Source organism: Streptomyces sp. H39-C1 (genome assembly GCF_027158125.1).
In the GTDB taxonomy this organism is placed as follows: domain Bacteria; phylum Actinomycetota; class Actinomycetes; order Streptomycetales; family Streptomycetaceae; genus Actinacidiphila; species Actinacidiphila fildesensis.
On record NZ_JAPVLS010000050.1, the window covers coordinates 34,474 to 58,028 of the forward strand.

Here is a 23,555-nt window from a genome sequence, read left to right on the forward strand (position 1 = left end):
GCGGGCGCCGGTGCGGAGTCCTGCGGAGCCGGAGCCGGAGCCGGTGTGGGCGCAGGGGCGGGCGCGTCGGCGGCGGGTCGCGGGAACCCGTAGCCGTCCTGCGCGAGCGGCGGTCGCTGCGCTCCCGTCTGCGGGAATCCGTACGCCGGCTGCGGCGGGGGAGTGCGGTCTTCCTGCCGGTCCTCCGGGACGGGCGCCGGCGCGGGCGCGGTTACGGGTGCGTCGGCGGGCCGCGGGAAGCCGTATCCGCCCTGCGGCAGCGGCGCCGCCGCGCGCGGGGCGGGGAGGTTCGGCGTGCCCGGTCCCGGCTGGGCCGGCGGGAAGCCGTAGCCGGCCGGCGGAGCGGCGGGCTCGACGGTGTCGGACGGCGCCGGGGGAGCGAACGTGTAGTCGGCACCAGGAGGCGTCGGCGCGGACTGCGCGGGAGCCGGCCAGGGCGCACCCGTGGGCGGGGTGGCCCGGTCGTCGGGGAGCGGCGGCGCGGGGGCGTCCGCGGCCTGGAAGTGCGGCGGCAGCGGCGGGACCGCGCTCTGCGGAGGAGCCGGCGACCACGGCGCGACCGGGGCCGGCGGCGGCGTCGGCACCCACACCGGACCCTCGGACGGCGGAGCGTCCACCACCGGTGCCGGCTTCGGCTCCGGCTCCACGGGCGCCGACGGGGTCTCGGCCGTACCCGCTCCGGGCCGCGCGCGCAGCGACCCGGGCGCGATCCGCACCGTCGACTCGCTCCGCACCGCGCCCGGCAGCTCGTCGTCGTCCCGCTCGGGCACCGCCACGGGGGCGTCCGCGGGACGGTCCTCGCCGACGCTCGGCTTGAGCGTCGGGAACGCCGGAACAGCGGAAGCGGCGGGCGCGGGCGCCGCAGCCTCGGCGGCAGCCGGTTCCGGAGCCGCTGCCGCAGCAGGAGCAGGAGCAGGAGCAGGAGCAGGAGCAGGAGCAGGTGCGGGCGCCGGAACGAACGGCACCGATGTCGCCGACCAGGACGGCTCGCTCGCGGCCTCAGGAGCCGGTGACGGCGCCGCGAACGGCGCAGCCGGCGGTGCGGGAGGCGACGAAACCGGGTTCAAGGGCAGCGGAGCAGGAGGAGCGGGCGCCACCGGAGGCGTCACCCGGGCCTCGATCTCAGGCTCGGGCCGGGACTCCTCCACCGCCGCGGGAGCCGGAGCGTCATCGGCACCGGAGCCCGTATCCGGGTCGTCGCCGCTGTCACCGCTGTCGTCCCCACCGGCGTTCTGCATGTACCAGGCGGGCGGCGTGTAGTCGAAGGTGAACTCACCGGTGTAGTCGGCGTCGCCTTGCTCCTCGACAGGGGCGGCCCCGCCCACGCGGTTCTCGTCCCGATCGCTGCTCACAATGCCTCCTGGTATATCTCTGAAACGCATCCGAACGACAGGGACGCACGGTCGGCCGGTTGCTCGCGGCGGACGGGATCGAGGAATCCGGCGTGCTTCACCGTTGATCCCCTCCCCGTGTACCGCAGCAGACCTGCCGCGCCCCGTTCGGGCTGTCTGCCCCCTACAGCTCCTGCCGCTCTGAGGGACAGCCTAATCATCGGTGGCAGTTCCACGGCAGGCCCGCCCTGTCCGCCGGATCTCCGGGAGCCGCGCAGACCTTCGCCCACTGCTCCGGATCCGCCCTCGTCAGCCCGCCGGAGCCGGTCCTCCCTTAGGACCTAGTCCATACGGCGCGGGGTGCCGAGCAGTCCCGTCTCGACATCCGTCGGCTGCAGCATGACGAACTTCTGATGTTGAGATGTACACCACAGCATCATGTTGTCGCCCAAGGACGACAGGGACTCCGCCTCTGCCCGGGGCAGCCGCAGAATCTCGGACAGGACCTGCGCCTCCTCCGGAGAGACCCGCTGGATGCCGACCAGCCCGGCGTTGGCGAGCAGCCGCGGTGCCGTCGGACCCAGGAAGGGCAGGAGTGTCAGTACGGACTGCCACGGCCCGGCCGCCAGCCGACTGCGCGGTGGCCGCATTCCGCAGTCCCTTACGACCAGCACCGGGCTGGAAACCGAAGGACCCTGCGGCCCCACCTGTTTGACGTCGTGCACCGTCATGCACTGCTGTCCGCCACCCGCGGCCTGCGCCAGCCCCGTCCAGGCCTGTGGCCGGGCCGTTTCGACGGCCACACGCGCACCCGTGCCGGCCGTGCGCAGGGCCAGCACCTGCGCTGTCCACACACTGCCGATGACGACGACATCGAGCTGGGAGGGGCGGAAGAACCCGAGTACCGCGGGCTGTCCCTCGGCGTCGACGCCCGCCACGACTCCGTCGTCACCGAGCGGCAGTGACAGCGCGCCGAGCTGATCCGCGGGCAGTACGTGCCGGTCGTGGCGTGGGCCGAGCAGTCCGAATCCCGGCCGCCCCTGTCTGGTCGCAGGCGTCGCGGTCGCGGTCGCGGACGTCATGCCGTTGGCTGTCACCGGGCTCCTCCGAGGGGCAGGGTCGCCAGAACGCCTGGCAGCTGTTCACGATCCAGCCGTACGAGGCCGACCCTGACTCCCCGTGCGGCACGTTCCAACTGCTTCCGCACCGACACCAGTTCCTGGTCGCTGCGTGCGGTCAGCCGGACGTATCCACTGATCGCCGCCGTCCGGCCGGTCCCGCGCGACACCGCCAGGCTGAAATTGCTGGCCAGCGCGGGCATCGAGGTCAGCAGGGCGACCAGATTCGCCGCCGGGACCGCGCTCGCACCCAAGTGCGGCCAGCGGCCGACCCAGTACGTCGTGTGCCAGCGGTCGTCGCAGCGCCAGGCACGGGTGCTCTCCATGGTGCGCCGCAGTGGCACGCCGGCCCGCGCGGCGAGCGCGCTCGCCTGGGGATTCACTCCGGCCGAAGTCGCCAGCGCGGACGTCACCTCCGCCTCCGTCAGCACTGAGGCGTCGATTCCCGCCCCCGCGAGCCGACTCGCCAGCTGGTCCGTGGCGCGCAGCAGCGCCCGCTGCGCCCCGCCGACCCCGCCGCCGCGCGCCTGAACCGCCTCCGGGCACAACTCCGGATCGAGCTTCAACGCGATCCATGTGAGCCGGATCGCCGGTGTACCGGCCTTCTCCTGCAGCGGCCTGTAGGACCGTGCCGCCGCGGCCTGTTCGGGCAGATGCGGTCCGGGCGCGGGCTGCGTGTACTGCACGACCTGCACCGACTCCAGACGGATGTCGTCCACTTCCAGTGCGTCGTGCAACAGCGCCAAAGGCAGCGGCCGCGCGTTGCGTGCCATCCGCAGTGGTTCATCGCGTGCCTGCACCAGCAACAGGGCCGTCAGGAACGTCCCGTCACCCACCATGCCGATATCGCGTTCACGTTGCCGGTCGGTGTACGTACACGTCCGCAGTGCCGCCTCGCACTCGACAACCGGTGCCAGCGCGGGATCCACCCCATCAGGTGCCCACGGCTGACTCGCCGTCCGTTGCCGCGCGCGCAGCATGAGCGCCGCGTTCAGCCACTCCGCGACCGGCCGGCCCCGCCGTCGCAGCACCGCCAGCAGCACCAACACCACTGCCACCAAGCCCATCGGTACGAGCAGGATCCTGTTCGTCGCCCACCCGACCAGCACCAGCGCGGCGGCAATCTCCACCAGCACCACCTGATGCAGCCGCACTCCGCCGATCCGCCCTGGCCGTGGGTGCACGCTCATCACTGCGGTCGTCGCGCTGCTCATCCCCCGGTAAATCCCTCCGTGTTACGGCATTACGGCGTGCGCAAGTCAGCCAACCGTATCGGTACGCCACCTCATGATCCGTACTCGGCCGTACGGCGGCACCTCGTCGGCGCCAGGCCTCTGGTCATGGCCGGATGCGGCGCAGGGGGTCCCCGATACAGCAGGGGCCGAACCCGGCATAGTAAGTGCCGTATTCACGTAAACAGGGGAGAGCGGCAGCGGATGGCTTCACGCAAGGAACAGCTCAACGCCTACACCTTCGCTCGCAAGCGGACCGTGGCAGCGTTTCTGCAGCCGAATCCATCCGGTTCCGAGGAGGGCGCACCACGCCCGCTGCGCGCGCTGGCCCCGGGCATCGTGGTCGGCGCGCTGATTCTTGCGGGGTTCGGCGCCTGGGGTCTGGTCAAACCGACCGCGCCCAAGGGCTGGGACGACCCCGGAAAGAACGTCATCGTCGCCGATGAATCGACCACCCGTTACGTCATCCTCAAGGACGAGAGGACGGGCGAGAAACTCCTGCACCCCGTCCTCAACTTCGCCTCCGCCAGGCTGCTCCTCGACCCACAGGGCTATCAGGTCATCAAGGTCAGGGAATCGGTGATCGACAAGTCGGGCATCAAGCACGGCGCCACCATTGGCATCCCCTACGCCCCCGACCGCCTCCCCAGTCCGGTGGAAGCGGGTCTCGCGAAGAAATGGGCCGTCTGCGACCGACCCGGCAGCGGCGCGGACAAGGTGGCGGACCAGGCGGTGTTCGTACTGGGCGGCGCCGACGCCCGGGCGGTCGACAGCAGCAAACGCCTGGCGGGGAACGAGGTGCTCTACGTAGAGAGCCCGGACTCGTCGCGCTACCTCGTCGACAAGGACGGTACGAGTTTCCCGCTCGGGGGCAGGAACGGACGCACCCTCGGCCGGCAGAAGACGGACCTTCTGCTCCGTACGCTCTTCGGCCAGTCCGCCGAGCCGCAGCGCGTCACCCTGGGGTGGCTCGGTTCCCTCAATCCCGGCAGTCCGATCGTCTTCCCGACGGTCGCGCACCTCGGCGACCCGGCCCATGTCGACGGACTGTCGGCCGCGGAGAGCAGGATCGGCAATGTCCTCGAGGCCACCTCCGCGGCAGGCAAGGAGTACTACGTCGTCCAGAAGGACGGCGTTGCCCCCACCACCGCGTTCACCGCGCTGCTGCTGGAGCAGATGACAAGCCAGACGGAACCCATCCGCACCAGCGTCCCCACCGAAATCCTCCCCGTCTTCACGGGCGCCGGCAGAGACTGGCCCGTCCAGCAGCCCACCCAGGTCAACAAGACCGGCACCTACGATGCCCAGGGCCGCACCGTCGCGTGCTCCGTTCTGCGAGGTACGGCCGGCGCCCGCCCCGAGCTCAGTGTCTGGGCCGGTACCGCGTATCCGGCGTCCATCGTGGACGGAGCCACCAGCGCGTACGTCACCCCCGGGTCCGGCCTTCTCTATCTGGAGATCACCGGCAAGGACCTCAGGAACGGCACCCTCTATCTGACCACCGACACCGGTCTGCGTTACGCCGTCCCTCGTAACAACGACAGCGATGCCGCCGACGGAACCAAGGCCAGGAAGGTGGACGAAGCCGTCAACCAAGCTCAGGCCCGGCTCGGCTACGACTCGGTGACCCCGGATGCCGTCCCGCTCAACTGGTCCGAATTCCTGCCCAAGGGACCGGCGTTGGACACGGAGAGTGCACGGCGGCCGCAGGGCTCGTGACGGGAGGGGCCAGTGCCGCTGTCGTAGCAGCTGGGTAAGCTGCTGAGTCAACGGTGGAATACGGGGAGTGATTTGCCATGCTCGAGCGAGACATGGACATCGGCCTGCAGGATCTGCGTGGCTTCAAGCAACGTGTCGACGGTCTTCTCAAGGATCTCGACGATTCCCAGGCCGCGCCGGACAAGATGGGCGACGGCAGACTGCATCAAGGCCAGATCGGCACCGGGTTCGCGGGCGCCGAGGAACTGATGAGTGCCTACACCCATGTGCATTCCCAACTCGAACTGCTGTCGACGACCATGGCCAATCAGATCGAGGCCATGAGCATCTCCGTCGAAATCGCGCGCGTCGGCTACGAGAACGTCGACATCGATACCCGCAACCACCTTCTCAATTTGAACGATGTGACGAAGAAGTACTACAACCCCGAACTCGACCCGGACGCGCCGGCCACCCGGAAGCCGGCCTCCGTCACCGGCAGCACTCCGCCCACGGAGGACACCTCCGGCGGCGGAGGCATGGGCTGATGCCCCCATCCGTGGACCTGGAACACCTGAACAGCGAAGGGGAGGGGTGAGTCGTGGGAATCTTCGACGGCATTACCGAGGACGCGCACACCGCGATCTACGGCGACGATTTCGACGCCCGCTCCCATGAAGAAATGCTCGCCATGGTCAAGGACGCCGACCCTGGTGCGCTCACAGCTCTCAGCCAGAAACTCCTGGCCGCGCATGCGGCGATCGACAGCATTGGCAGCGACCTCAACACTCGGGTCGCCTACGTCGACTGGCAGAGCGATGGCGGTGATGCCTTCAAGGAGTGGGGCAAGAGCATCGCCAAGTCCACCCTCAGCCTTGCCGAGTACTCCAGGAGCGCCGGTGACACCCTGGCTGTAGCAGCCGAGACCCTGCTCGCCGTCAAACGCGACATGCCGCCGGTCCCCGCCGACGCCAAGTCCATGGTCGACCTGTACCGAACCGACCTGGTCGCCCAGCACGACCCGGACGGCAAGCTCGCCAACCAGCAGGCCGTGACCCACCTGGAGAGAGCCCGCGAGGGCGCCGTCGACCAGATGAACAAACTGGCGCTGGCCTACAAGTACTCGGCAAGCGTGATCAGCGCCCAGGAACCACCGACGTTCCAGCCGGTGCCTGCACGCATTCTGCCGAAGGACAATCGGCGGTCGGATCTCACGGCGGTGCCCATCGACGGCTCGGGGTCATCGGCGGAGGGATCCGGACGGGAGAGCTCTGACACCGCGGCTTCGAAGACACATCTTCATGCGGGCTCCGACCGCAGCAACCTCGGGCCGATCCCAACCCGGTCGGTTGCTCCAGCGGACCTGGCAGGGAGTCCCGCAGCCGTGTCTGCCGATCCGGGCACTCACATCGCCTCGGCAGGCACGACTACCCCAGTGGCTCCGGCATCCTCGACCCCGCTCACTCACCATCCGTCCGGAGTTGCTGGTGATGTGCCGTCATCGCGCACGTTTGTGCCTCCGGATACGGGTTCTGGCGCTCCTCCGTTCTCCTCTGGTCCGAATGGACGAGTGAACGCAGGCACGCCGTCGCCACGCCTTCCGCAGGCCGCAGGGTCGCCGGCAGGCAGGGGCCCGAGCAATGGTCTCAGGTTGAGGCCCGTTGGCGAATCGGGCATTCATGGGGGGCAGGCGACCGTGCGAGGGACCACGTCAAGCCGCATGATCCCCAAGGGCAACGTCGTCGGAGCGGAGGGCGCTGATCGCCGATCGCCGATGGGTGGGATTCATGGCACCGGATCCGGTGAGCAGGGAGGGACCCGGGGCAGTTCCGGAAGTTCCATGCGCCGACTCGCTGGCCAACCCGGAGGCATTGTGGGCGGGACCCGCAGGCAGGGCGCCGCCATACCGGACACCTTCGCCCAGGGCGCGACGAATCAAGCGGGACGCACTTCGACGGGCGGGACTGCTCCGAGCGGGGTATCGGCAATTACCGGGCGCGCTGTCCCCAACTCCGGAAAGGCGGGCGAGAAGAAGCAGCGACGAAACAGCCGACGTCCTGACTACCTGATCGAGGACGAGCCGGATCGCACGCAACGTGATAACGATTCAGGTCCTCCGGTCGTCAAGTGACCCGACGCGGAGTCGTGAGGGACACCGAAAGAAGGAATATGCGACGACACCGGGTTGGTTGGAGGCAGCGCGCACTGACTGTGGGTTCAGTCGGTGGCGCCGCGTTGATCGGATTCGTATCAGTAGCTGTACCGGCACACGCGGAGTCGATCCGGAGTCAGGAATGGCACGTCGAAGCGATGGGCCTTGCCGCAGCATGGAAGATCAGCGAGGGAAAGGACATCACGGTTGCCGTCATCGACAGCGGTGTTGACCGGACTGCGCCCGACCTCCGCGGACAACTTGTTGTGGGTAGGGACTTCGGCACCAAGCCTGTAGCCGCAGACATCGATCTGGTGGGGCACGGTACAAGCATGGCCAGCTTGATCGCCGGCACAGGTGAAGGTGCTGATGGTTCAGGGGTGGTCGGAGTGGCTCCCAAAGCCAAGATCCTTCCCCTCCGCCTGCCGGACAACGAGGGTGAGAAGATCGGCGCCGCCGCAAACCCTGAGTTCTACTCCGAGTTGGTCAAAGCCATCCGTTACGCAGCGGACAGCGATGCCCGTGTCATCAGCATCTCTTTGGGCGACTCCGGGATCGGGGACGCAGCCCAGCATCAAAGCCTCCAAGAAGCGGTAGATTTTGCCCGATCCAAGGGAAAACTGATCTTCGCCGCTGCGGGAAACAGCGGCGACGGAGGAAGCCCCGTCGAGTACCCGGCGGCCACACGTGGCGTTGTCGGCGTCGCGGCTCTCGGGAAAGACGTGAAAGCGATCCCGACGTCCACCAAGGGTCCGCAGGTTGATCTCTCTGCTGCAGGAAACGAGATCATCGGGGCCTGCCCCACCCAGATCGCCGCGTCCGGGTACTGCAAGGGGACCGGTACGAGCCCCTCCACGGCCCTCGCGTCCGGCTCCGCCGCCCTCCTTTGGTCCGCCCATCCCACCTGGACCGCCAACCAGGTTCTGCGTGTCCTTCTGAACACTGCCGGTGCGCCCACCAGTGGGGCCAAGCGCAACGACTCCATCGGCTACGGCGCCGTCCGCCCCCGGGTTGCCTTGCAGACACCCGGCGACCCCGGTGCACCGGACGTGTATCCCCTCGCCGCATACGAGGCCCAGACCGCGCCGAACAGCCCGGTCCCCTCGGAGAGCGCAGCCGCGCCGGCGCCGAGCGCGACTGCTCCCGCCGCCCAGGCGGAGGCCACGTCGGACGCCTCCGACAGCGGCAACACCGTCCTCTGGTTCGGATTCGGCGGCGCGGCCGTCGTCATAGCTGCCACCGCGGTGCTGGTCGTCCGTAACCGGAACCGCCGCGCCGCCCCACCAGGCCCGCCTCCGGCACCTCCGTACGGCTCCGCCCCACCCCCGACGTACGAGACCAACCCCCAGCACACCTGGCAGCAAGGTCCACCCGCCCCGCCGCAGTAGTAGCCATACGACCGACCCACGGGAGAGAGGCCGACGATGACCAGCCCTGACTGGACCGGAACCCACCATCCACCGGCCTCCGGCTCCATCGCACGGCTCACCACGGCCTCCGGGGATCCGAATCACCAGGCGAGGCCCGACCGCCCCACGCGGTTGTCCGACATCGTGCGTGGGGCCGGTAGCGAGCAGCAGGCTCCTGATGCAGGTAGGGCGAGTTGGCGAAGGCTCGCCTCGGCAGAGGCCGTGGAGGCCCTGACCTGCGAGATGGAGGGCATGTATCGCGGAAACGGAGACCCGACCGCGCTGGTGGATGCGTTCCGGCGGGCTGCGGTGCTGGTGCCGGTGACCGGCGGCGGTCTGTGGTCGGCGGCGATGGGCGGAGTGCGCTGGATCTATGGGTTCTCCAGCGAAGTGGCGCTGGCGCGCTTCGCGTTGACGCAGGAGACATCGGAACTCTCCGATTGGGAGTACATGACCGTTTTCGGGGCACGGTTGCTGGACGTCGTGATTCCGGCAGTGCAGGAACCTGCGGGAGTGGCCCTGGACGTGGGGAGCGACCGGCCCATGATCTTTCCACCGGTGATGGGGATCGTGCCGAATGCCGTTGCGCTAGACGCCCGCGCGGGTGAAGGGATGTTCCGATGAGTACGGGCGGCGAGGATCTCGCGGTGGACTCTGCGGCCCTGGCACTGGCCGCCCAGGGCCTCAACGGGGCCATCGGGGAGCTGAAGTCTCTGGGGACGCAGGGGTCGGCGGACACCGGGCGCGGTTTCGGCGATCTGGCGTTGACGGGAATGCAGCTTGGCCACAGTGGTCTGACCTCCGCCTTCGGCTCGTTCTGAGGACGTTGGGAATGGGGAGTACGCACGCTGGTGCAGGAAGGCAACGAGTTCGCCGAGCGACTGGGTCTGTCGGCGGGCATCAGCCATGACGAGGACCAGTACATCAAGGACACGTTCAAGGTCGTCACGAATGCCGCGATGGGGAATCCCAACTTGACCGAGGAGCAGGTCGAGGGGATGTCCTGGGATCGGGTCAAGGCGGACAACCCGATCTCGGACTGGCAGCACCCCGACTTCAGCGCCAAGTCCGTCGAGCAGGCCCAGCACGACATCGGGCAGACCTGGAAGGACACCGGGCGGGACCTGTCCAACGGTCCGATGGGATTCAACCTGTACGAACAGGTCGCAAAGGCCACCGGACACGAGGACGATGTCGAGGCCGCGCGGGACCAACTGTTCGGACCGTCGCCCGAACAACGGCAGCAGCAGGCCGAGACCGGGGTGCGGACACCGCCCGGGGGCGAAGGCTGATGGGGGCTTTCAGTTGGCTCGAGGACAAGGTCGATCAGGCCGGGGACGGCCTCGAACACCTCGTCGACTCGGGGAAGAAGGCGGCCGGAGAGGGCGCCGATTGGGCAGCACACCGGGTCGGCGACGGCTTGGACTACGTCGGACTGCACGACGCGGCCGACGCGGTAGAGGACTTCGGTGACGATCTCGCCGATGACCTGGGCGCCTCCGTCGCCGAGCAGCAACTGGGTCGGAGCGAGGAGCCGAAGGAGCTGATCCATGGCGATCCGAAGGCGATCCAGGAGACGGCTGGACACCTGAGGAAGTTCGGCAGCTCCTTCGGCGATGTGCATCGTGGCCTGACCCGCCTGGACCCTGGAAATTGGCAGGGAGAAGGTGCGGACGCCTTTCGGGTGAAATTCGAGGCACATCCGAAGAAGTGGCTGCAGGGAGCGGACGCCTGCCTGCAGGCGGCTGAGGCGCTGGGACGCTTCGCGGACATCGTGGACTGGGCACAACGGCAGGCGCAGACGGCGATCGACACGTACCGGCAGGGAAAGGACGCCCACAAGAAGGCGGTGGACGCATACAACACGAAGGTCGGCGCCTACAACACGGACCTCGCCTCCTACCAGCACCTGGTGAACGGGGAAGGCGATCCGGGGAGACCTCCGGTCGCCCCGGATCCGTTCCACGACCCGGGTGCCACTGCCATCGCCGAGGCGAAGGAAATCCTGACGGAAGCACGCCGACAACGTGACGCGGTGGCCGACGAGGCGCGGATCGCCATTGATGCGGCGGCAGAACTGGCGCCGGCCAAGCCGGAATTCACCGACCGCATGAGCGGCGATCTCCAGGACGTCCTCGTCCAGGGTGAGGTCGAGGCCCTGCACTACGGCGGCGGCCTGGTCCGCAGCGTCACGGACGCGACGAAGTTCGTCCGGGGTCTGAACCCGTGGGACACGTACAACGTGACGCACCCGGCGGAGTACCTGACGCATCTGGATTCGACCGTGGCGGGTCTGGTCACCATGGCGTACCACCCGGAGCGGCTGCCGCAGGCGATCGTGGGCACCGGCTGGGGCGACGACCCTTCCGAGTCCGGAGGACGACTGACCGGAAACCTCGTCATGGCCCTGGCGACAGGCGGCACCAGCACCGCAGCCACCGCCGCCGAACGCACGGCCATGGCCGCGGGGAGAGACGCCGCCGAAGCGGTGGCGGAGCGAGGTGCGGTCAAATCCGGGGTGCCTGCCGCAATCCCCAAGGCATGGGATGACCTGGCCCAGCCGACGGAACACGTGACGCAAAAGGCGATCCACGCCGATTCGGTTGACGCGGCCACGGCGCGCGAGTTCGTGGACGATCAGTATCCTTGGCTCAAGGATATGAACTCTGATCGCTACGAAGCAAAAACTCCTGGCTATGTCGACAACTGTTCCAACAATGTTATTGCTGTAGATCAGAGACTGGACGGCCATGAAGTGTCAACGGCGCCTCTGCATGAGCCGCGATGGCCGGACCCGAAGGCGCTCGGTAACCCGGATGCCGCATGGCAGAATGTTGGAAGCTATGACGATATTATCGGTGATATGGGAGCCAGGGGTGAAGGATCGAGAGGAATTGTCTATGTAGAAAGACAGAACAAGACTGCGCACGTCTTCAATGTTATTCATGACAGTCATGGCGTTGTGTTTTTGGATGGCCAGACCGGCGCGCTGGGTAGATTGGAGGAGTTGAATAATTCGGAATGGGGCGTCAAGAGTATTAAATACATGCCTTACAAATAGTGTTTCTGGCACTGAAGAGAGGATTGAGCCATGACAAAGGACGAAGCGCTGATTGCGGCAGAGAAATTCTTGCACCGCACCTATGGCGATGGGCCGCCGACGATTGTGATGGAGCCGGAATCAACGGTAGAGCACAAATTGGCGTGGGTGGTGTGTTTTGATACAGAGGAACACCTGGATACTGGAGATTTCACCAGGGCGCCCATGAATCGTGTGATTGTGGTGTTCAAGGACGGATCGGAATTGGGGTTCGCCCCTGGTGCGCTGACCACCGATGAGTTCAACTCCTGGTTGACTACTGGGCAGTGGCCGCCCGGAGCTGGGGCATGAGCGGTGCAATGACTCCGGCCCAGCGGGCCGACGAATGGTTGCAGCAGCAATACCATGGATTGGTCGAGTTGTCCGTCCCGCATCCTGTCGCAGAGAGCTCGCAGGCTTGGGTGTTCGGTTGCAGGACGCTCAGTCAGTCCGGATATTCTGACACTCCGATGCTAAATAGTTCTTTCGCTGTTCCGAAAAATTCTGTGGGCCCCTTCCATTTGGCGACAGGTGATCCGTGGGGCGACCTGGCGGAATTCGATGGAAGCCCGCAGCGTAACTCGGCAGCGCAGGCACGTCGCATTAATGATCGTGGATGTGTGGTGGCCATCGACGCAGGGATGGATGGTGGCCGGGCGACGGCCCTTCCCTGGCAAGCCGTCCATGAGGCGCCGGGTTGGTGGGATCGGCTCGTACGGCAGTACTTCAGTGGTGCTGAGGTGTCATCGTTCGCCAATTGGGATGCTGTGATCTCTGCCCTCCTTGAGGTTGGTCCGTACGCCCGGGGCGTGGTGTGGGTGCGGCGGGAGCTGAATGGCGTGGAGGCAACCGGGCACCTCATGTACGCAACCATCAACAACGGCCAATTCGTCTTGCTCGATGGTCAAACCGGTGGTCTGGGGCGTATGGAGAAAGAAGGCATCCGCCAGTTGGTACTCGCACGTTTTTCTCGCGGGCGCCCGAGTCCTGACGCGCACCGGTCGGAGTGGCGGATTCCGGCCGAGGATTTCGCTAGCGCTGTCCGAAAAGCTGACGCCTGGCTCGATGAAGTCTACGGTGGTCAAGTCGCTCTTGTGGATGCATCCCCTGCGGATGAAACTCGTCGAGGCTGGTTGTTCGCCTGCAACACAAAGCAGTTTCTGGCCGGCGGCGACCTGGCCAATGCGATGCTTGACGCGTCCATAGTTGTGCCGAAGGACCACCAGGAACCCTTTGGATTGCCGAATTCTGACCCATGGGGGTGGTTCTCACGTTGGGTGGAGGGCGCGCAGCCAGGTGTCGATGGCCAAACGCTTCCGCCGAAGGCCGGTCCTGCTGCGTGGATGCCGGACACCATGCGGAAACTCGGACCGATCCTCTCCATCTCCGAGCACAGTGATTGGGCACCGTTGCTTGCTGAACTTGCCACACTGCCGGAGGCCATGAGGGCACTGGTGTGGGTTCGCCGACAGGACTGGACGGGACGTGAGTCTGTTGGATTGCTCCTCAACGCAGCCCGTACTGCCAATGGAGTGGTACTCATCGACGGCATGCGTGATGGGCAGGCTGAGCTGGAGGTGGACGGCCTCCGAAGCCTTCACCTGATCAGGTACCGATGACGAATCGCCTGGCCAATAGATAGCGCAGCGCGATGGGCTCCCCGAGCCCATGAGCGGTATTCAGGTGGTGCGGCCCGGCTGCGGGTGCCCCCTCGCCGGGGGCCTGTTGGGCCTGTGGACGAATGTGGCTAGAGTGGTCGGAAGCTAGATCATCTCAACTGCTTCACAGGCCAGTTGTGAATGGAGAGAGGGGTTTCGAGCCCCTTGAAGCGACCGCATATTGCATGGGGGAAGGTACGAAATGGCTGGAACAGTGAGGGTTACCGACGCGGAGCTCAAGCGCGTCGAGGACGAGATCGAGCGGGTCAGTGGCTCGATGGCGGCGCAGCTCGTGAAGCTGAACGCTGCCATTGACGGGCTGGAAGGCCAGTGGAAGGGCATCGGGGCCGGTGCCTTCAACACACAGCAGGACGAGATCAACAGGCGGCATCAGAAGTTGCGGGTGGTCATCGACGGCATCAAGGAAGCGATCGTCGCGACCCGGGCCGGTCACGGGAACACCGATGAAGAGGTTCTCGAGGACCTGAAGAAGATCGACATCAATGGCGCCGCCGGCGGCAGCGGTATCGCCGGTCTCTGACCTGCTTGTGCGGGACCGGTGGTTCGCCCGTGTGAGTGCCGGTGCCAGTGCCGATTCCGTTCCCGAAAACTTCGACCCACATTCACTCCAGGGGGAGCCATGTCTGAGCTCAAGGTTCACTATTCCTCGCTGACGGATGCCGCCAGCAGTATTCAGTTGGCGGCCAATCAGCTCAAGTCCGACCTCGACGGCCTGCTGGCCAAGGTCAAGGGCGTGGCTGCCAGCTGGGAGGGCGAGGCCCACCAGGCGTTCGACGCGACCGCGCGGGCATGGCAGGACCAGGCTGACCACATCCACAGCACGCTGATCCAGATCTCCTCCAAGGTGGAGTCCGCCAGCCACAACTACAGTGCCACCGACAAGAAGACGGCCGGATACTTTCAGTAGCCAGGACGTCTGCAGCAAGAGTTGCGCAGGGGCGGGTGCCCGCACGAGGGTGTCCGCCCCGCAGTGTGTTCCGTACCCGGTCGGACCGTCAGCAGGAGGAAGCAGCCCTCATGGGATCCGGGACCACGCATGAGCTCGGCCTGTCCGCACTGACCTCGGGGGTAGCGGCATTCGCCCTGCTGGCCGGCCCCGCTGCCCCGCCCGTCACCGCAGGGCTGACGGCCGCCGCGGAGATCACGCTCGCCGCTGACGGCGAGTGCACGTTCCCCGCGAAGGACATCAAGGGAACGCCGTGGTCCCTCCAGCGGGTGCTGCTGAATCAACTCTGGCAGGACACGAAGGGCAAGGGTGTACGTGTCGCCGTCATCGACACCGGAGTCGACGCGACGAACCCGCAGTTGAAATCGGCCGTTGACGTCGCCCATGGTGTGGACGTCATCGGTGGCAAGGACCACGGCGCCAATGACACGGTCGGTCATGGAACGAAGGTCGCCGGGATCATCGCCGCCCGCCCACTGCCGGGCACCGGATTCACCGGGATCGCGCCCGAGGCCACGATCATCCCGATCCGGCAGAACGACAACCAGGGCGCGGGAAGGATCCCGAGCATGGTGCGGGCCATCGACGCGGCTGTTGCCGCGCATGCACGTGTCATCAACATCTCGCAGGACACCTCCGGCGATGTCCGGGAGCTTGCCCAGGCCATCCACCGGGCCGTCGCCGCGAACGTCGTCGTGGTCGTCGCCGCGGGAAATGCCGGAGCGGACGGAAAGCTCGGTACGACGTTCCCCGGTGCTTACGAGGGCGTGCTCGCTGTCGGGGCATCGGACCGCAACAACGAGCGGGCGTCGTTCTCCCAGGCCGGGACGTTCGTGGGGGTGTCGGCTCCCGGGGTCGATATGGTCTCGACCGTTCCCAAGGGAGGCCAGTGTGTCGACAACGGCACGAGTTTCTCGGCCCCCTATGTCGCGGGCGTCGCGGCCCTGATCCGTGCCAAGCACCCGGCCTGGCGGGCGCACGAGGTCATCGCCCAGATCGAGCAGACCGCGCAGCGCACCTCCCTGGGCCACAACGACTTCACCGGCTGGGGCGTGGTCGACCCGGTGCGCGCGCTCACCGACGACGCCGTGCCCATTGCGGCACCGGTCGCTGACCCCGGCGTCGCGAAGGGCGACAGCAGGGTCATCCCGGCCACGCTGACGCTGGGGGAGACCCCACAGCAACGGGACCAGCGGGTGGCAACTTATGTGCTGGGTCTGGGCGTTGTCCTGTCCGCGGCGATCAGCGGCAGCTCGGTGGCTCTGCGGGACCTACGGCGTCGGCGGCGGTTCCCGCGCTGAACGGGACCACCTCTCGAGGTAAGTCGCAGCAATCCCAGTACCTGGTGCGCCGCAGACATGCGGGGGCTCCGGAACCGCGAGTGCCGTTTGTCAGGGGGCGCCTAGGCAGCCGGCCTCGGAGTGCGCATTTTTGCCGAATGCTTGAGCGGCATCGGCCACCGCCTTGCGTACTGTGCCGGCGTCCGCGTCCGCATCACCGTTGAACCTGACATTGACCTGCAGATAGTAGGAATCCTTCGCGGGGGTGGCCTCTGCACGAGGGTAACGCGGTGTACACGGAATATAGAGGTAAGTGGTTGTCGGGTAGGAGACTCCTCCCTTGCCCATCTTTACGGGAACGCCGGAGCCGTCGTCTCGTGTTTCACCTTTGACCCACTTCTGCCAGTCCTGAAATGCTGCGTTTTGGATTTTCGCCCTGATGGTGAGAGTCCCAGAAGTTCCGCTGGAGATGATGCAGGACTGGTTGAAATCCTGGCCGGCTCCGAGGGCGGTGTAGTGCTCCATCGCGGTATGGCTTTTGGGGAGAACGCTCTTCACCGAGTCACTGGTCATCATGTCTCCGCACACTGTTTCCTGGAGGCTGTCCACAGCGTTTGAATAGAGCAAGAATTTGTTGGTGAAGAACCCTGCGGCAAATGATGCTGCAACGCCTAGGGTTGCGACGTAGGCTAGCGCAGTAGTCCGTTTCATAATTCTCTCAATCATTAGTCGGCCTTCGGGTGACCGGGTCGTCCCTCGTAGCCGCTGAGGTTGGTTGATGAATTACCCCAGCCCTCCCTGAAGCCATCGGTGATCAGGCCTTCGATGTTTCCGGGACGCATGGCTGAATTGGTGTGCGCGGCGGCGTAGTGACCTGAAAACTCCGTGGACTGCAGAGCTGATTGCTTTACCTTGTCCTGGTTCGCCCCAGTGCTCAAAAGAATATCGTCGTAGCCGTCGATTTTTCGTCCATCGAAGATATTATCGATGAGAATGTTGCCGGTGGACGTGGCCATTGCACCGGCTGCAATTCCTCCGATGGGGCTGGTCATCGTGGCGACTCCGACGCCGATTCCTACTGTGGCGATACCCTTCATCAGTTCGTTCTGAGGCTTCAGGGAATCGTTGAAGGACTGATTTGCGGAAATCTCGTCCATGATATTGTGATCCTGAACCGAATAGGCCATAATGCCCTGGAAGAGCCCCGCATTATTCGCAATCTGCTTTATCGTTATCTGTGGATCGCCGTCAAATTCCTCAGGATGGGCGAGATGATAATCGAATAGATTTCCGGTATATGTCTTCTGTGCCACATCCAGAATTTTGTAAGCACCCGGATCTGCTGCGAGTGCATACAAAAACCTGTGCGTGTCGATCGGTTCGAACCTGGGTTCGCCGGAGTTTCCCGTAGGAAAGAACTTTTCAATCGAGTACGGGCCTTCGCCACCTGCCAAGGATCGGTTGATCTCCGGCATGTACTCGCTACTCATCCTCGCCAGGCTGTCACGCATCTGATCCGTCGCCACCCCCGCGTCCTTCGACACCGACTCGACGACCTGCTTCATGATTTCCGTCTGCGCCACACTGTGCGGCGGCAGCGTGGAATCCAGTGGAGTGCCATACGGGTGTCCTGTGACTCCCGCCTCCAGCGCGTGTCCCAGTGCGTCGGAGCGGAGTGGGTTCTCCTGCCCGGTCGTGAGGAGGTGCTTGAGGTCGCCGTCGTTGTGGAGGAACTGCGTCGCGAATTCCGGGTTCCGAGAACTGGCTTCCAGCAGGCCCACGAGGGGGTCGGTCCCCTGGCGGTTCTGCGTCTGGTCCGTCAAGTCCAGATGGATTTCCTGCGAGCCGCTGGGCCAGACCCCGTGGAGCTCCTTGTCCAGCTTCAGCATGTCCTTCGAGACGTCGCCGAGGAACTCCGTGCTGTACTCGCCGTTCTTGAGCAGCGCTCCGAGCGGCTGATAGCCGTACGGCATCATCTGGTACAGGCCGCGGGACCTCATATCGAGTGGCTGGTGGCCGGCCTCCTTGAGGCCCTCCACCCATTGGTTGCTCAGGTATCCGTCGCCGTTGACGTCCTGTGTCGCGGCAGCCAGTGTCAGTCCCAGTTGCTTCTGGACGTCCTGGGCGGCCTTGAGGCGGACGGGGTCGTGGATCAGGCTTGTCCGGATGGCGAGGTCGGCCTGGAACTCCAGGGCCTTCTTCGGCCCCAGTTCCGTGTAGAACTTCGTCCCGAAGGTCGGGTCACTGGCGTGCTTGGCCAGCAGGGTGTCGAGCCTCTTGAGCTCATCGACGGACAGGATGCCTTGCTGGGACGCGAGTCGGGCCGCGTCGTGGGCGTCCTTGGCCGCCTGGGCACGGTCCTTCAGCGCGTTGTTGATGTCCGCATAGGCGTTGGCGTTGAATCCCTGGTCCGCACCGTTGGGATCCTGGAGCAGAGCCCAGTGCAGGGCGTTGTCCGCCTCGGTCGCGGATTCCACGGCGCCGTCCACACGACCCTGATAGTCGAGGATGGCCGCGCCGAGGCTCGGACCTGCGCCGGGCATCGGCCCCGCAGCCGGGTCGGCGCCCACATTGCCCGCTCCGTCGATGACCAAGACGCCCTTGGCGTTGGTGCGGACCTCCTCCGTCACGTCCCGGAGAGTCTTCTGCGCGGCTTTGAACGTGGACAGGGCGTCGCTGAGGATGCTGTGCACATCAAAGGCCTCGTCGGCGGCGGCCTGGATCTGCTGCTTCGCCACGACTGTCTTCTGAAGTGCCGCCTCAGCGGTCTCGCCCTGCATGTTGGCCGTTTGGAGGCCCTTGGTCACGGTGTTGTCGAAGGCCGACGCGATGCCGTGGAACTTCCCCGGGAGGGCTTGCCACTTGTCGACAGCGGCGTCGAGCGGAGCGAGATCGGCTTCCATGATGTCGTGGTAACTGGGCATGACTGGATCCCCCGAAGCGATGGTTACTTCTTCTTCAACTTCTTGGCCACGTCGGTGTCGGCGTCCTGATGGTCATTGGCGGCAGCGCGGAGGCCGCCCGCCACGTCTCGCAGAAGGGTGGTCTTCACATACCGCATCTGATGACCCCAGCGTTCCTGGAAGGCCGCGAAGGCGCTGGAACAGTGGAATCCCCGGAGCCCGGCCGCGATCTGGCCGGTGTTCCCCGCGGTGGCGCTTCCCTGACCCATCGCGCTGTCGTCCGCCTTTTCGAAGTCGGCGGCGACGATCTCGGCCTTGCCCGCTCTCTCACGGAGCACAGAAGGCGTCACCTTCAGCGCCGGTCCGGCCTGACCGGTGCTGCCACCGCTCTCCGGAGCGACATGATCAAGGGTCATCTCCGCATCGCGCTGCTTGGCGGATTCCGTGAGGTCGCCGTTCTTGTCGTAGCGGAACGGATTGAGTGTGCGATCCCAGTTCGACATCGTCGTTATCCCCCCGTGGGCAGGCCTCTCCGCCCGCGCGGGGCCGGAGAGTGCGGATCAGGAACGTTGGCGGATCATTCAGCGGTCGGGAAGCCATCCCAGCTGGACGAGCGGAGTACGCCGGCGGCGCGACACGAACACGCCTCGTCCCGGTGGGAACTGCCGCGGACGAACGCTACCGAGCAGATCGCCCTCGTTCGGATCACCGGACAGGACGACGCCCTGGGCTCCGAGTTCCTTGATGCGCTGGATGAACGGCTCGTACATGGAGCGCCCGGCACCGCCCGAACTGCGGGCGATGATGAAGCGAACACCCGCATCGCGGGCGAACGGCAGCGTGTCGGCGAGGACGGCCATGGGATTGCCGCCACTGGAGGCGACCAGTTCGTAGTCGTCGACGACGACGAAGACCTGCGGCCCGCTCCACCAGCTGCGGTCGCGCAGTTGCTGCGGGGTGACATCGGGTCCGGGGGCGCGGCGCTGCACAAGGCCGGCCATCTCGTTCATGTGCAGTTCGAGGGCGGACTGCGTGGCCGCGTACTCGAGCAGATGGCCGTCGGGGATCGCACCCAGCAGGGTGCGGCGGTAGTCACCGACGACGATCCGCGCCTGGTCGGGGGAGTAGCGCTCGCAGATCTGCTTGATCAGCAGACGCAGCAGTGCGGTCTTGCCGGACTCGCTGTCACCGAAAGCGACGAAGAACGGATCGGTGTCGAAGTTGACGAAGACCGGAGCCAGCGCGGTCTCGTCGATGGCGAAGGCGACACCCTGGTCCGGATACTCATGACCCTTCGGCAGCTGTTCGGCTGCCAGCTGGTGCGGCAGCATGCGTACCCGTGGCGCGGGGGCGCCGGTCCAGGCACTGTTGACCGCGGACACCAGAGCGGCCGTTCCGTCGGACAGGTCGTGCGCCGTCGAGGACCCGTCGATGCGGGGCAGCGCGGCCAGGAAGTGCAGGCTGTCGGGGGTCAGGCCACGGCCGGGAGCGCCGACCGGGACGTTCGCCGCGGCCTTGCGGTTGAACTCCGAGTCCATGGTGTCGCCGAGCCGCAGTTCGATGCGGTTGAGCAGTTGGTCCTTTAGAGCCGGCCGTATCTCCATGTAGCGGGAGGCGGAGATGACGACATGTACGCCGTAACCGAGGCCGCGGGCGGCCAGGTCGGTGACGACGCCCTCGAGCATGTCGTAGTCCTGCTTGAACGCTCCCCAACCGTCGATGACGAGGAAGACGTCCCCCCACGGCTCACCCGGAAGCTGACCCGCCGCCCGGCGCTGCCGGTAGGTGGCGATGGTATCGATGCCTTGGACGCGGAAGAGTTCTTCGCGCCGTGCGAGGACGCCGGCGACCTCCGCGACCGTGCGGCGCACCTTGTCCGGCTCCAGGCGTCCGGTGACCCCGCCGACGTGCGCGAGACCGTCCAACGCGCGCAGCGCGCCACCGCCGAAGTCGAGGCAGTAGAACTGCACTTCGTCGGGGGTGTGGGTGAGGGCAAAGGACGAGACGAGCGTACGCAGCAACGTCGACTTGCCGCTGCGGGGACCACCGAGCACCAGGCCGTGGCCGGCCGCTCCCGAGTAGTCCTGGCAGAAGGCGTCACGGCTCTGCTCGAAGGGCTTGTCCACGACTCCGAGCGGCACACGGAGCCGGCCGTTCGCACCGGAGTCGGCGGATCGGAGCCCGCGGTCGGGCGAGACCGTCAGAGGGGCCATCACCTGGTCCAGAGGCGGTGCCTCCCCGAGCGGTGGTAGCCACACCTGGTGGGCCGCCGTTCCCTGGCCTTCGAGCTGGCGGACGAGAACGTCCAGCACGGTGTCGGCCAGCGCGTCATCCGTACGCGGGGGCACGGCGGGGTGCGCGGGACTTGTGGTGCTGCTGGCGACGGCGACAGGTGCCGCGGTGAACACCGCCGGTCTGCGCAGTACCGCGGGTCGGGAGCCGTCGTCCACGACGCCGCCCGAGCGGTGTGTCCCCGACACATAAGCGGCCTTGAAACGCAGCATCGTCTCGGTCCCGAACTTCAGGTATCCGGAACCCGGCACCGAAGGCAGGTGATAGGCGTCCGGAACGCCGAGCGCCGCCCGGGACTCCGACGCCGAGAAGGTCCGCAGGCCGATCCGGTAGGAGAGATAGGTGTCGAGTCCCCGCAGCTTGCCCTCCTCGAGGCGTTGCGAGGCCAGCAGCAGGTGCACTCCGAGGGAACGACCGATCCGCCCGATCTGGATGAACATGTCGATGAACTCGGGCTTGGCCGTGAGCAGTTCGCTGAACTCGTCGATCACGATCACGAGCGACGCGATCGGCTCCAGAGCGGCACCCGCCGCACGGGCCCTCTCGTAGTCGTGGATGTTCGCGAAGCTGCCGGACGAGCGCAGCAGCTCCTGCCGCCGCTGCAGTTCGCCGGTGATGGAGTCGCGCATGCGGTCGACGAGTGTCAGGTCGTCGGCGAGGTTGGTGATGACGGCCGCGACGTGCGGCATGGCGGACATGCCGGCGAATGTCGCGCCACCCTTGAAGTCCGCGAGTACGAAGTTCAGGGTCTCCGAGGAGTGCGTGACGGCAAGACCGAGTACCAGGGTGCGCAACAGCTCCGATTTGCCGGAGCCGGTCGCGCCGACGCACAGGCCGTGCGGGCCCATGCCCTCCTGCGCGGCCTCCTTGAGGTCGAGAAACACCGGCTCACCGTTCTCGCCGACACCGATCGGCACCCGTAGCCGGTCGTGCTGCGCGCGGGGCCGCCAGCTGCGAGTCACATCGAGCGCCGCCGCCTCGCCGATGCCCATCAGATCGGTGAAGTCCAGGTTGGCCAGCAGCGGTTCGTCGTCCCTGCCGCTTCCGATGCGCAAGGGCGCGAGCTGCCGGGCCAGGGATTCCGACTCCACCGGTCCCAGTACATCGGCCGTACCGCTGTAGACCGCGCCTCCCGAATCGATCCGCATCTCGAAAGGGGTCACGTCGACGGACAGGCCACCGCGGGACTCGTCGGGCTCTCCCGGGGCGATCCTGATCAGGGTGACCCCCTGCAGTCCCTCGGGCGGCGCCAGGGAGGACCCCGGCACGACGGTGGCGCCGTCGAGGACGACGACGATGTGCGGCCGGTCCAGCAACGGCTGGGCGTCGCGCTGGAAGCGCGGACGCCCCTCCAGAGTGCTGTGCAGCAGCGCCTCCAGTTCCAGCACGCTGTCGGTGATCAGCCGTACCGATCCGGCGCCGTCGGAGAGGGCGGGGTGCTGCGCATGGGGGAGCCACTTGGCCCACTCCCACTCCGGCGCGGATCCGGCGGACCGGACGACGGCCACCACCAGGTCCTCGGGTGTGTGCAACGACGCCAGCTGGGCGAGCACCGCGCGTGCCGTCCCGTAGACCGTCGTTGCGTCACCGGACAGCCCGATCTCGGAGAACGCCCGCATCGAGACTGCCAGCGGAAGGTCCTCGACCTGCCCGTGATGTTGCAGGAAGTTGTCCATCGCGTGCGTCGTGAGCGGTTCCAGCTCGTCGACGGGTGCCGTCTCGGGTGCGACGAGGGGCGTCGCCAGCTGCTGCGAACCCAGCCCGAAACGCACCTGGCCGAAGTCCTCATCGCCCGGACGGCGTTCCCACACCCGGGCACCCTGGCCACCGCCGACCGGTTGCGGACCGGCTCCGCCCAACAGAGCCCACAACTGGTCGGGAGCCGGATGCGTGTACAGCTGGGCGGCGCGCTGCTGCTCAGCGGTCTGACGCGCCTGCTTGCGCATCTGCGCGAGATACTTGAGGTAGTCGCGGCGTGCGTCGGCCATGTGTCCGGCCACGCCCTGCCGCATCTTGACGGCCTGCGCGATCGCCATCACGACGGTGGATGCGAGCATCAACCCGCCCATGATCTTCATGATGGGCTGGGAACCCGGCATGAAGAAGTAGGCCGCGGAACCACCCATGCCGAGCATGGGCAACAGACTCATCAACAGGCCCTGGTCCTGGGCGCGGGGGAGTTCCGGCGGCGGTTCCAGACGGAGTTCTCCCGACGGGACCGCGGGCGGCAGTGCCCTCGGCGGTCGTTTGACGATGACGACGCTCACCGATGTATCAATCCCCCGTGCGCAGCAGATGGTTCCGCACCGACGCCCCCGTGGCGGCGGCCGCTGTCCGCGCGTCAGTGATCCTAGTGGTGCTGCCGCACGGCCCAGTTGACCGGCCCCGATAGGGTGGCGCACCGCAGCAGACGACACCGACGAGGGGGATCCACCA

Annotated in this window: 20 protein-coding genes; 13 read left to right on the forward strand and 7 right to left on the reverse strand. The window is 66.5% G+C overall.

Annotated features, from left to right (window positions below):
- From O3W51_RS28900 to eccE, 3 genes are all read right to left on the reverse strand, one after another.
- Nucleotides 1-1,352 (reverse strand): SCO5717 family growth-regulating ATPase (locus O3W51_RS28900; protein WP_269287706.1); only part of this gene is annotated, 1,352 nt, incomplete at its 3' end.
- Nucleotides 1,353-1,672: 320 nt separating this feature from the next.
- Nucleotides 1,673-2,413, reverse strand: coding sequence for a hypothetical protein (locus tag O3W51_RS28905; protein ID WP_138357434.1), 741 nt, complete (start codon nucleotides 2,411-2,413; stop codon nucleotides 1,673-1,675).
- An 11-nt stretch (nucleotides 2,414-2,424) separates the two neighbouring features.
- The gene (gene eccE, locus O3W51_RS28910; protein ID WP_138357435.1) at nucleotides 2,425-3,603 is read right to left on the reverse strand and encodes a type VII secretion protein EccE; all 1,179 of its coding nucleotides are present in this window, start codon (nucleotides 3,601-3,603) and stop codon (nucleotides 2,425-2,427) included.
- Nucleotides 3,604-3,885: 282 nt separating this feature from the next.
- Here eccE and eccB point away from each other — a divergent pair, with 282 nt between their 5' ends.
- From eccB to mycP (O3W51_RS28975), 13 genes are all read left to right on the forward strand, one after another.
- Nucleotides 3,886-5,400 (forward strand): type VII secretion protein EccB, encoded by a 1,515-nt coding sequence (eccB, locus tag O3W51_RS28915; RefSeq protein ID WP_138357406.1) that lies wholly within the window; start codon nucleotides 3,886-3,888, stop codon nucleotides 5,398-5,400.
- Nucleotides 5,401-5,492: 92 nt separating this feature from the next.
- The gene (locus O3W51_RS28920) at nucleotides 5,493-5,927 is read left to right on the forward strand and encodes a hypothetical protein (protein ID WP_138357407.1); all 435 of its coding nucleotides are present in this window, start codon (nucleotides 5,493-5,495) and stop codon (nucleotides 5,925-5,927) included.
- A 53-nt stretch (nucleotides 5,928-5,980) separates the two neighbouring features.
- Nucleotides 5,981-7,510 (forward strand): WXG100 family type VII secretion target, encoded by a 1,530-nt coding sequence (locus O3W51_RS28925; protein ID WP_269287707.1) that lies wholly within the window; start codon nucleotides 5,981-5,983, stop codon nucleotides 7,508-7,510.
- Between the two features lie 179 nt (nucleotides 7,511-7,689).
- Nucleotides 7,690-8,919 (forward strand): type VII secretion-associated serine protease mycosin, encoded by a 1,230-nt coding sequence (mycP, locus tag O3W51_RS28930; RefSeq protein WP_269287709.1) that lies wholly within the window; start codon nucleotides 7,690-7,692, stop codon nucleotides 8,917-8,919.
- A 36-nt stretch (nucleotides 8,920-8,955) separates the two neighbouring features.
- Nucleotides 8,956-9,564 (forward strand): SseB family protein, encoded by a 609-nt coding sequence (locus O3W51_RS28935; RefSeq protein WP_244809461.1) that lies wholly within the window; start codon nucleotides 8,956-8,958, stop codon nucleotides 9,562-9,564.
- Nucleotides 9,561-9,761, forward strand: coding sequence for a hypothetical protein (locus tag O3W51_RS28940; protein WP_269287710.1), 201 nt, complete (start codon nucleotides 9,561-9,563; stop codon nucleotides 9,759-9,761). Before O3W51_RS28935 ends, O3W51_RS28940 begins: the two co-directional genes overlap by 4 nt.
- 30 nt (nucleotides 9,762-9,791) lie before the next feature.
- Nucleotides 9,792-10,232: a hypothetical protein gene (locus tag O3W51_RS28945; RefSeq protein WP_269287711.1), complete on the forward strand. Its 441-nt coding sequence runs from the start codon at nucleotides 9,792-9,794 to the stop codon at nucleotides 10,230-10,232.
- Entirely contained in the window at nucleotides 10,232-12,001 is a 1,770-nt protein-coding gene (locus tag O3W51_RS28950) for a putative T7SS-secreted protein (RefSeq protein WP_138357411.1), read from the forward strand. Before O3W51_RS28945 ends, O3W51_RS28950 begins: the two co-directional genes overlap by 1 nt.
- 30 nt (nucleotides 12,002-12,031) lie before the next feature.
- Nucleotides 12,032-12,331 carry a YrhB domain-containing protein gene (locus O3W51_RS28955; protein WP_138357412.1) on the forward strand — a complete coding sequence of 100 codons (300 nt, stop codon included), beginning with the start codon at nucleotides 12,032-12,034 and terminating at the stop codon, nucleotides 12,329-12,331.
- Complete coding sequence (locus O3W51_RS28960) at nucleotides 12,328-13,638, forward strand: YrhB domain-containing protein (RefSeq protein WP_138357413.1); 1,311 nt, start codon at nucleotides 12,328-12,330, stop codon at nucleotides 13,636-13,638. Before O3W51_RS28955 ends, O3W51_RS28960 begins: the two co-directional genes overlap by 4 nt.
- A 241-nt stretch (nucleotides 13,639-13,879) precedes the next feature.
- Nucleotides 13,880-14,218 carry a WXG100 family type VII secretion target gene (locus O3W51_RS28965; RefSeq protein ID WP_138357414.1) on the forward strand — a complete coding sequence of 113 codons (339 nt, stop codon included), beginning with the start codon at nucleotides 13,880-13,882 and terminating at the stop codon, nucleotides 14,216-14,218.
- A 99-nt stretch (nucleotides 14,219-14,317) separates the two neighbouring features.
- Complete coding sequence (locus O3W51_RS28970) at nucleotides 14,318-14,605, forward strand: WXG100 family type VII secretion target (RefSeq protein ID WP_138357415.1); 288 nt, start codon at nucleotides 14,318-14,320, stop codon at nucleotides 14,603-14,605.
- A 110-nt stretch (nucleotides 14,606-14,715) separates the two neighbouring features.
- Nucleotides 14,716-15,945, forward strand: a complete 1,230-nt coding sequence (gene mycP / locus O3W51_RS28975; protein WP_138357416.1) for a type VII secretion-associated serine protease mycosin — start codon at nucleotides 14,716-14,718, stop codon at nucleotides 15,943-15,945.
- Nucleotides 15,946-16,035: 90 nt separating this feature from the next.
- Here the strand turns inward: mycP (O3W51_RS28975) and O3W51_RS28980 are convergent, their stop codons facing one another.
- From O3W51_RS28980 to eccCa, 4 genes are all read right to left on the reverse strand, one after another.
- Nucleotides 16,036-16,650, reverse strand: a complete 615-nt coding sequence (locus tag O3W51_RS28980; protein WP_269287712.1) for a hypothetical protein — start codon at nucleotides 16,648-16,650, stop codon at nucleotides 16,036-16,038.
- Complete coding sequence (locus tag O3W51_RS28985) at nucleotides 16,650-18,848, reverse strand: DUF6571 family protein (protein ID WP_138357418.1); 2,199 nt, start codon at nucleotides 18,846-18,848, stop codon at nucleotides 16,650-16,652. Before O3W51_RS28985 ends, O3W51_RS28980 begins: the two co-directional genes overlap by 1 nt.
- Before the next feature lie 23 nt (nucleotides 18,849-18,871).
- Nucleotides 18,872-19,330 (reverse strand): type VII secretion target, encoded by a 459-nt coding sequence (locus O3W51_RS28990; protein WP_138357419.1) that lies wholly within the window; start codon nucleotides 19,328-19,330, stop codon nucleotides 18,872-18,874.
- A 78-nt stretch (nucleotides 19,331-19,408) separates the two neighbouring features.
- A complete protein-coding gene (eccCa, locus tag O3W51_RS28995; RefSeq protein ID WP_138357420.1) occupies nucleotides 19,409-23,386 on the reverse strand; it encodes a type VII secretion protein EccCa in 3,978 nt (1,325 codons plus the stop codon).
- Nucleotides 23,387-23,555: the final 169 nt, after the last annotated feature.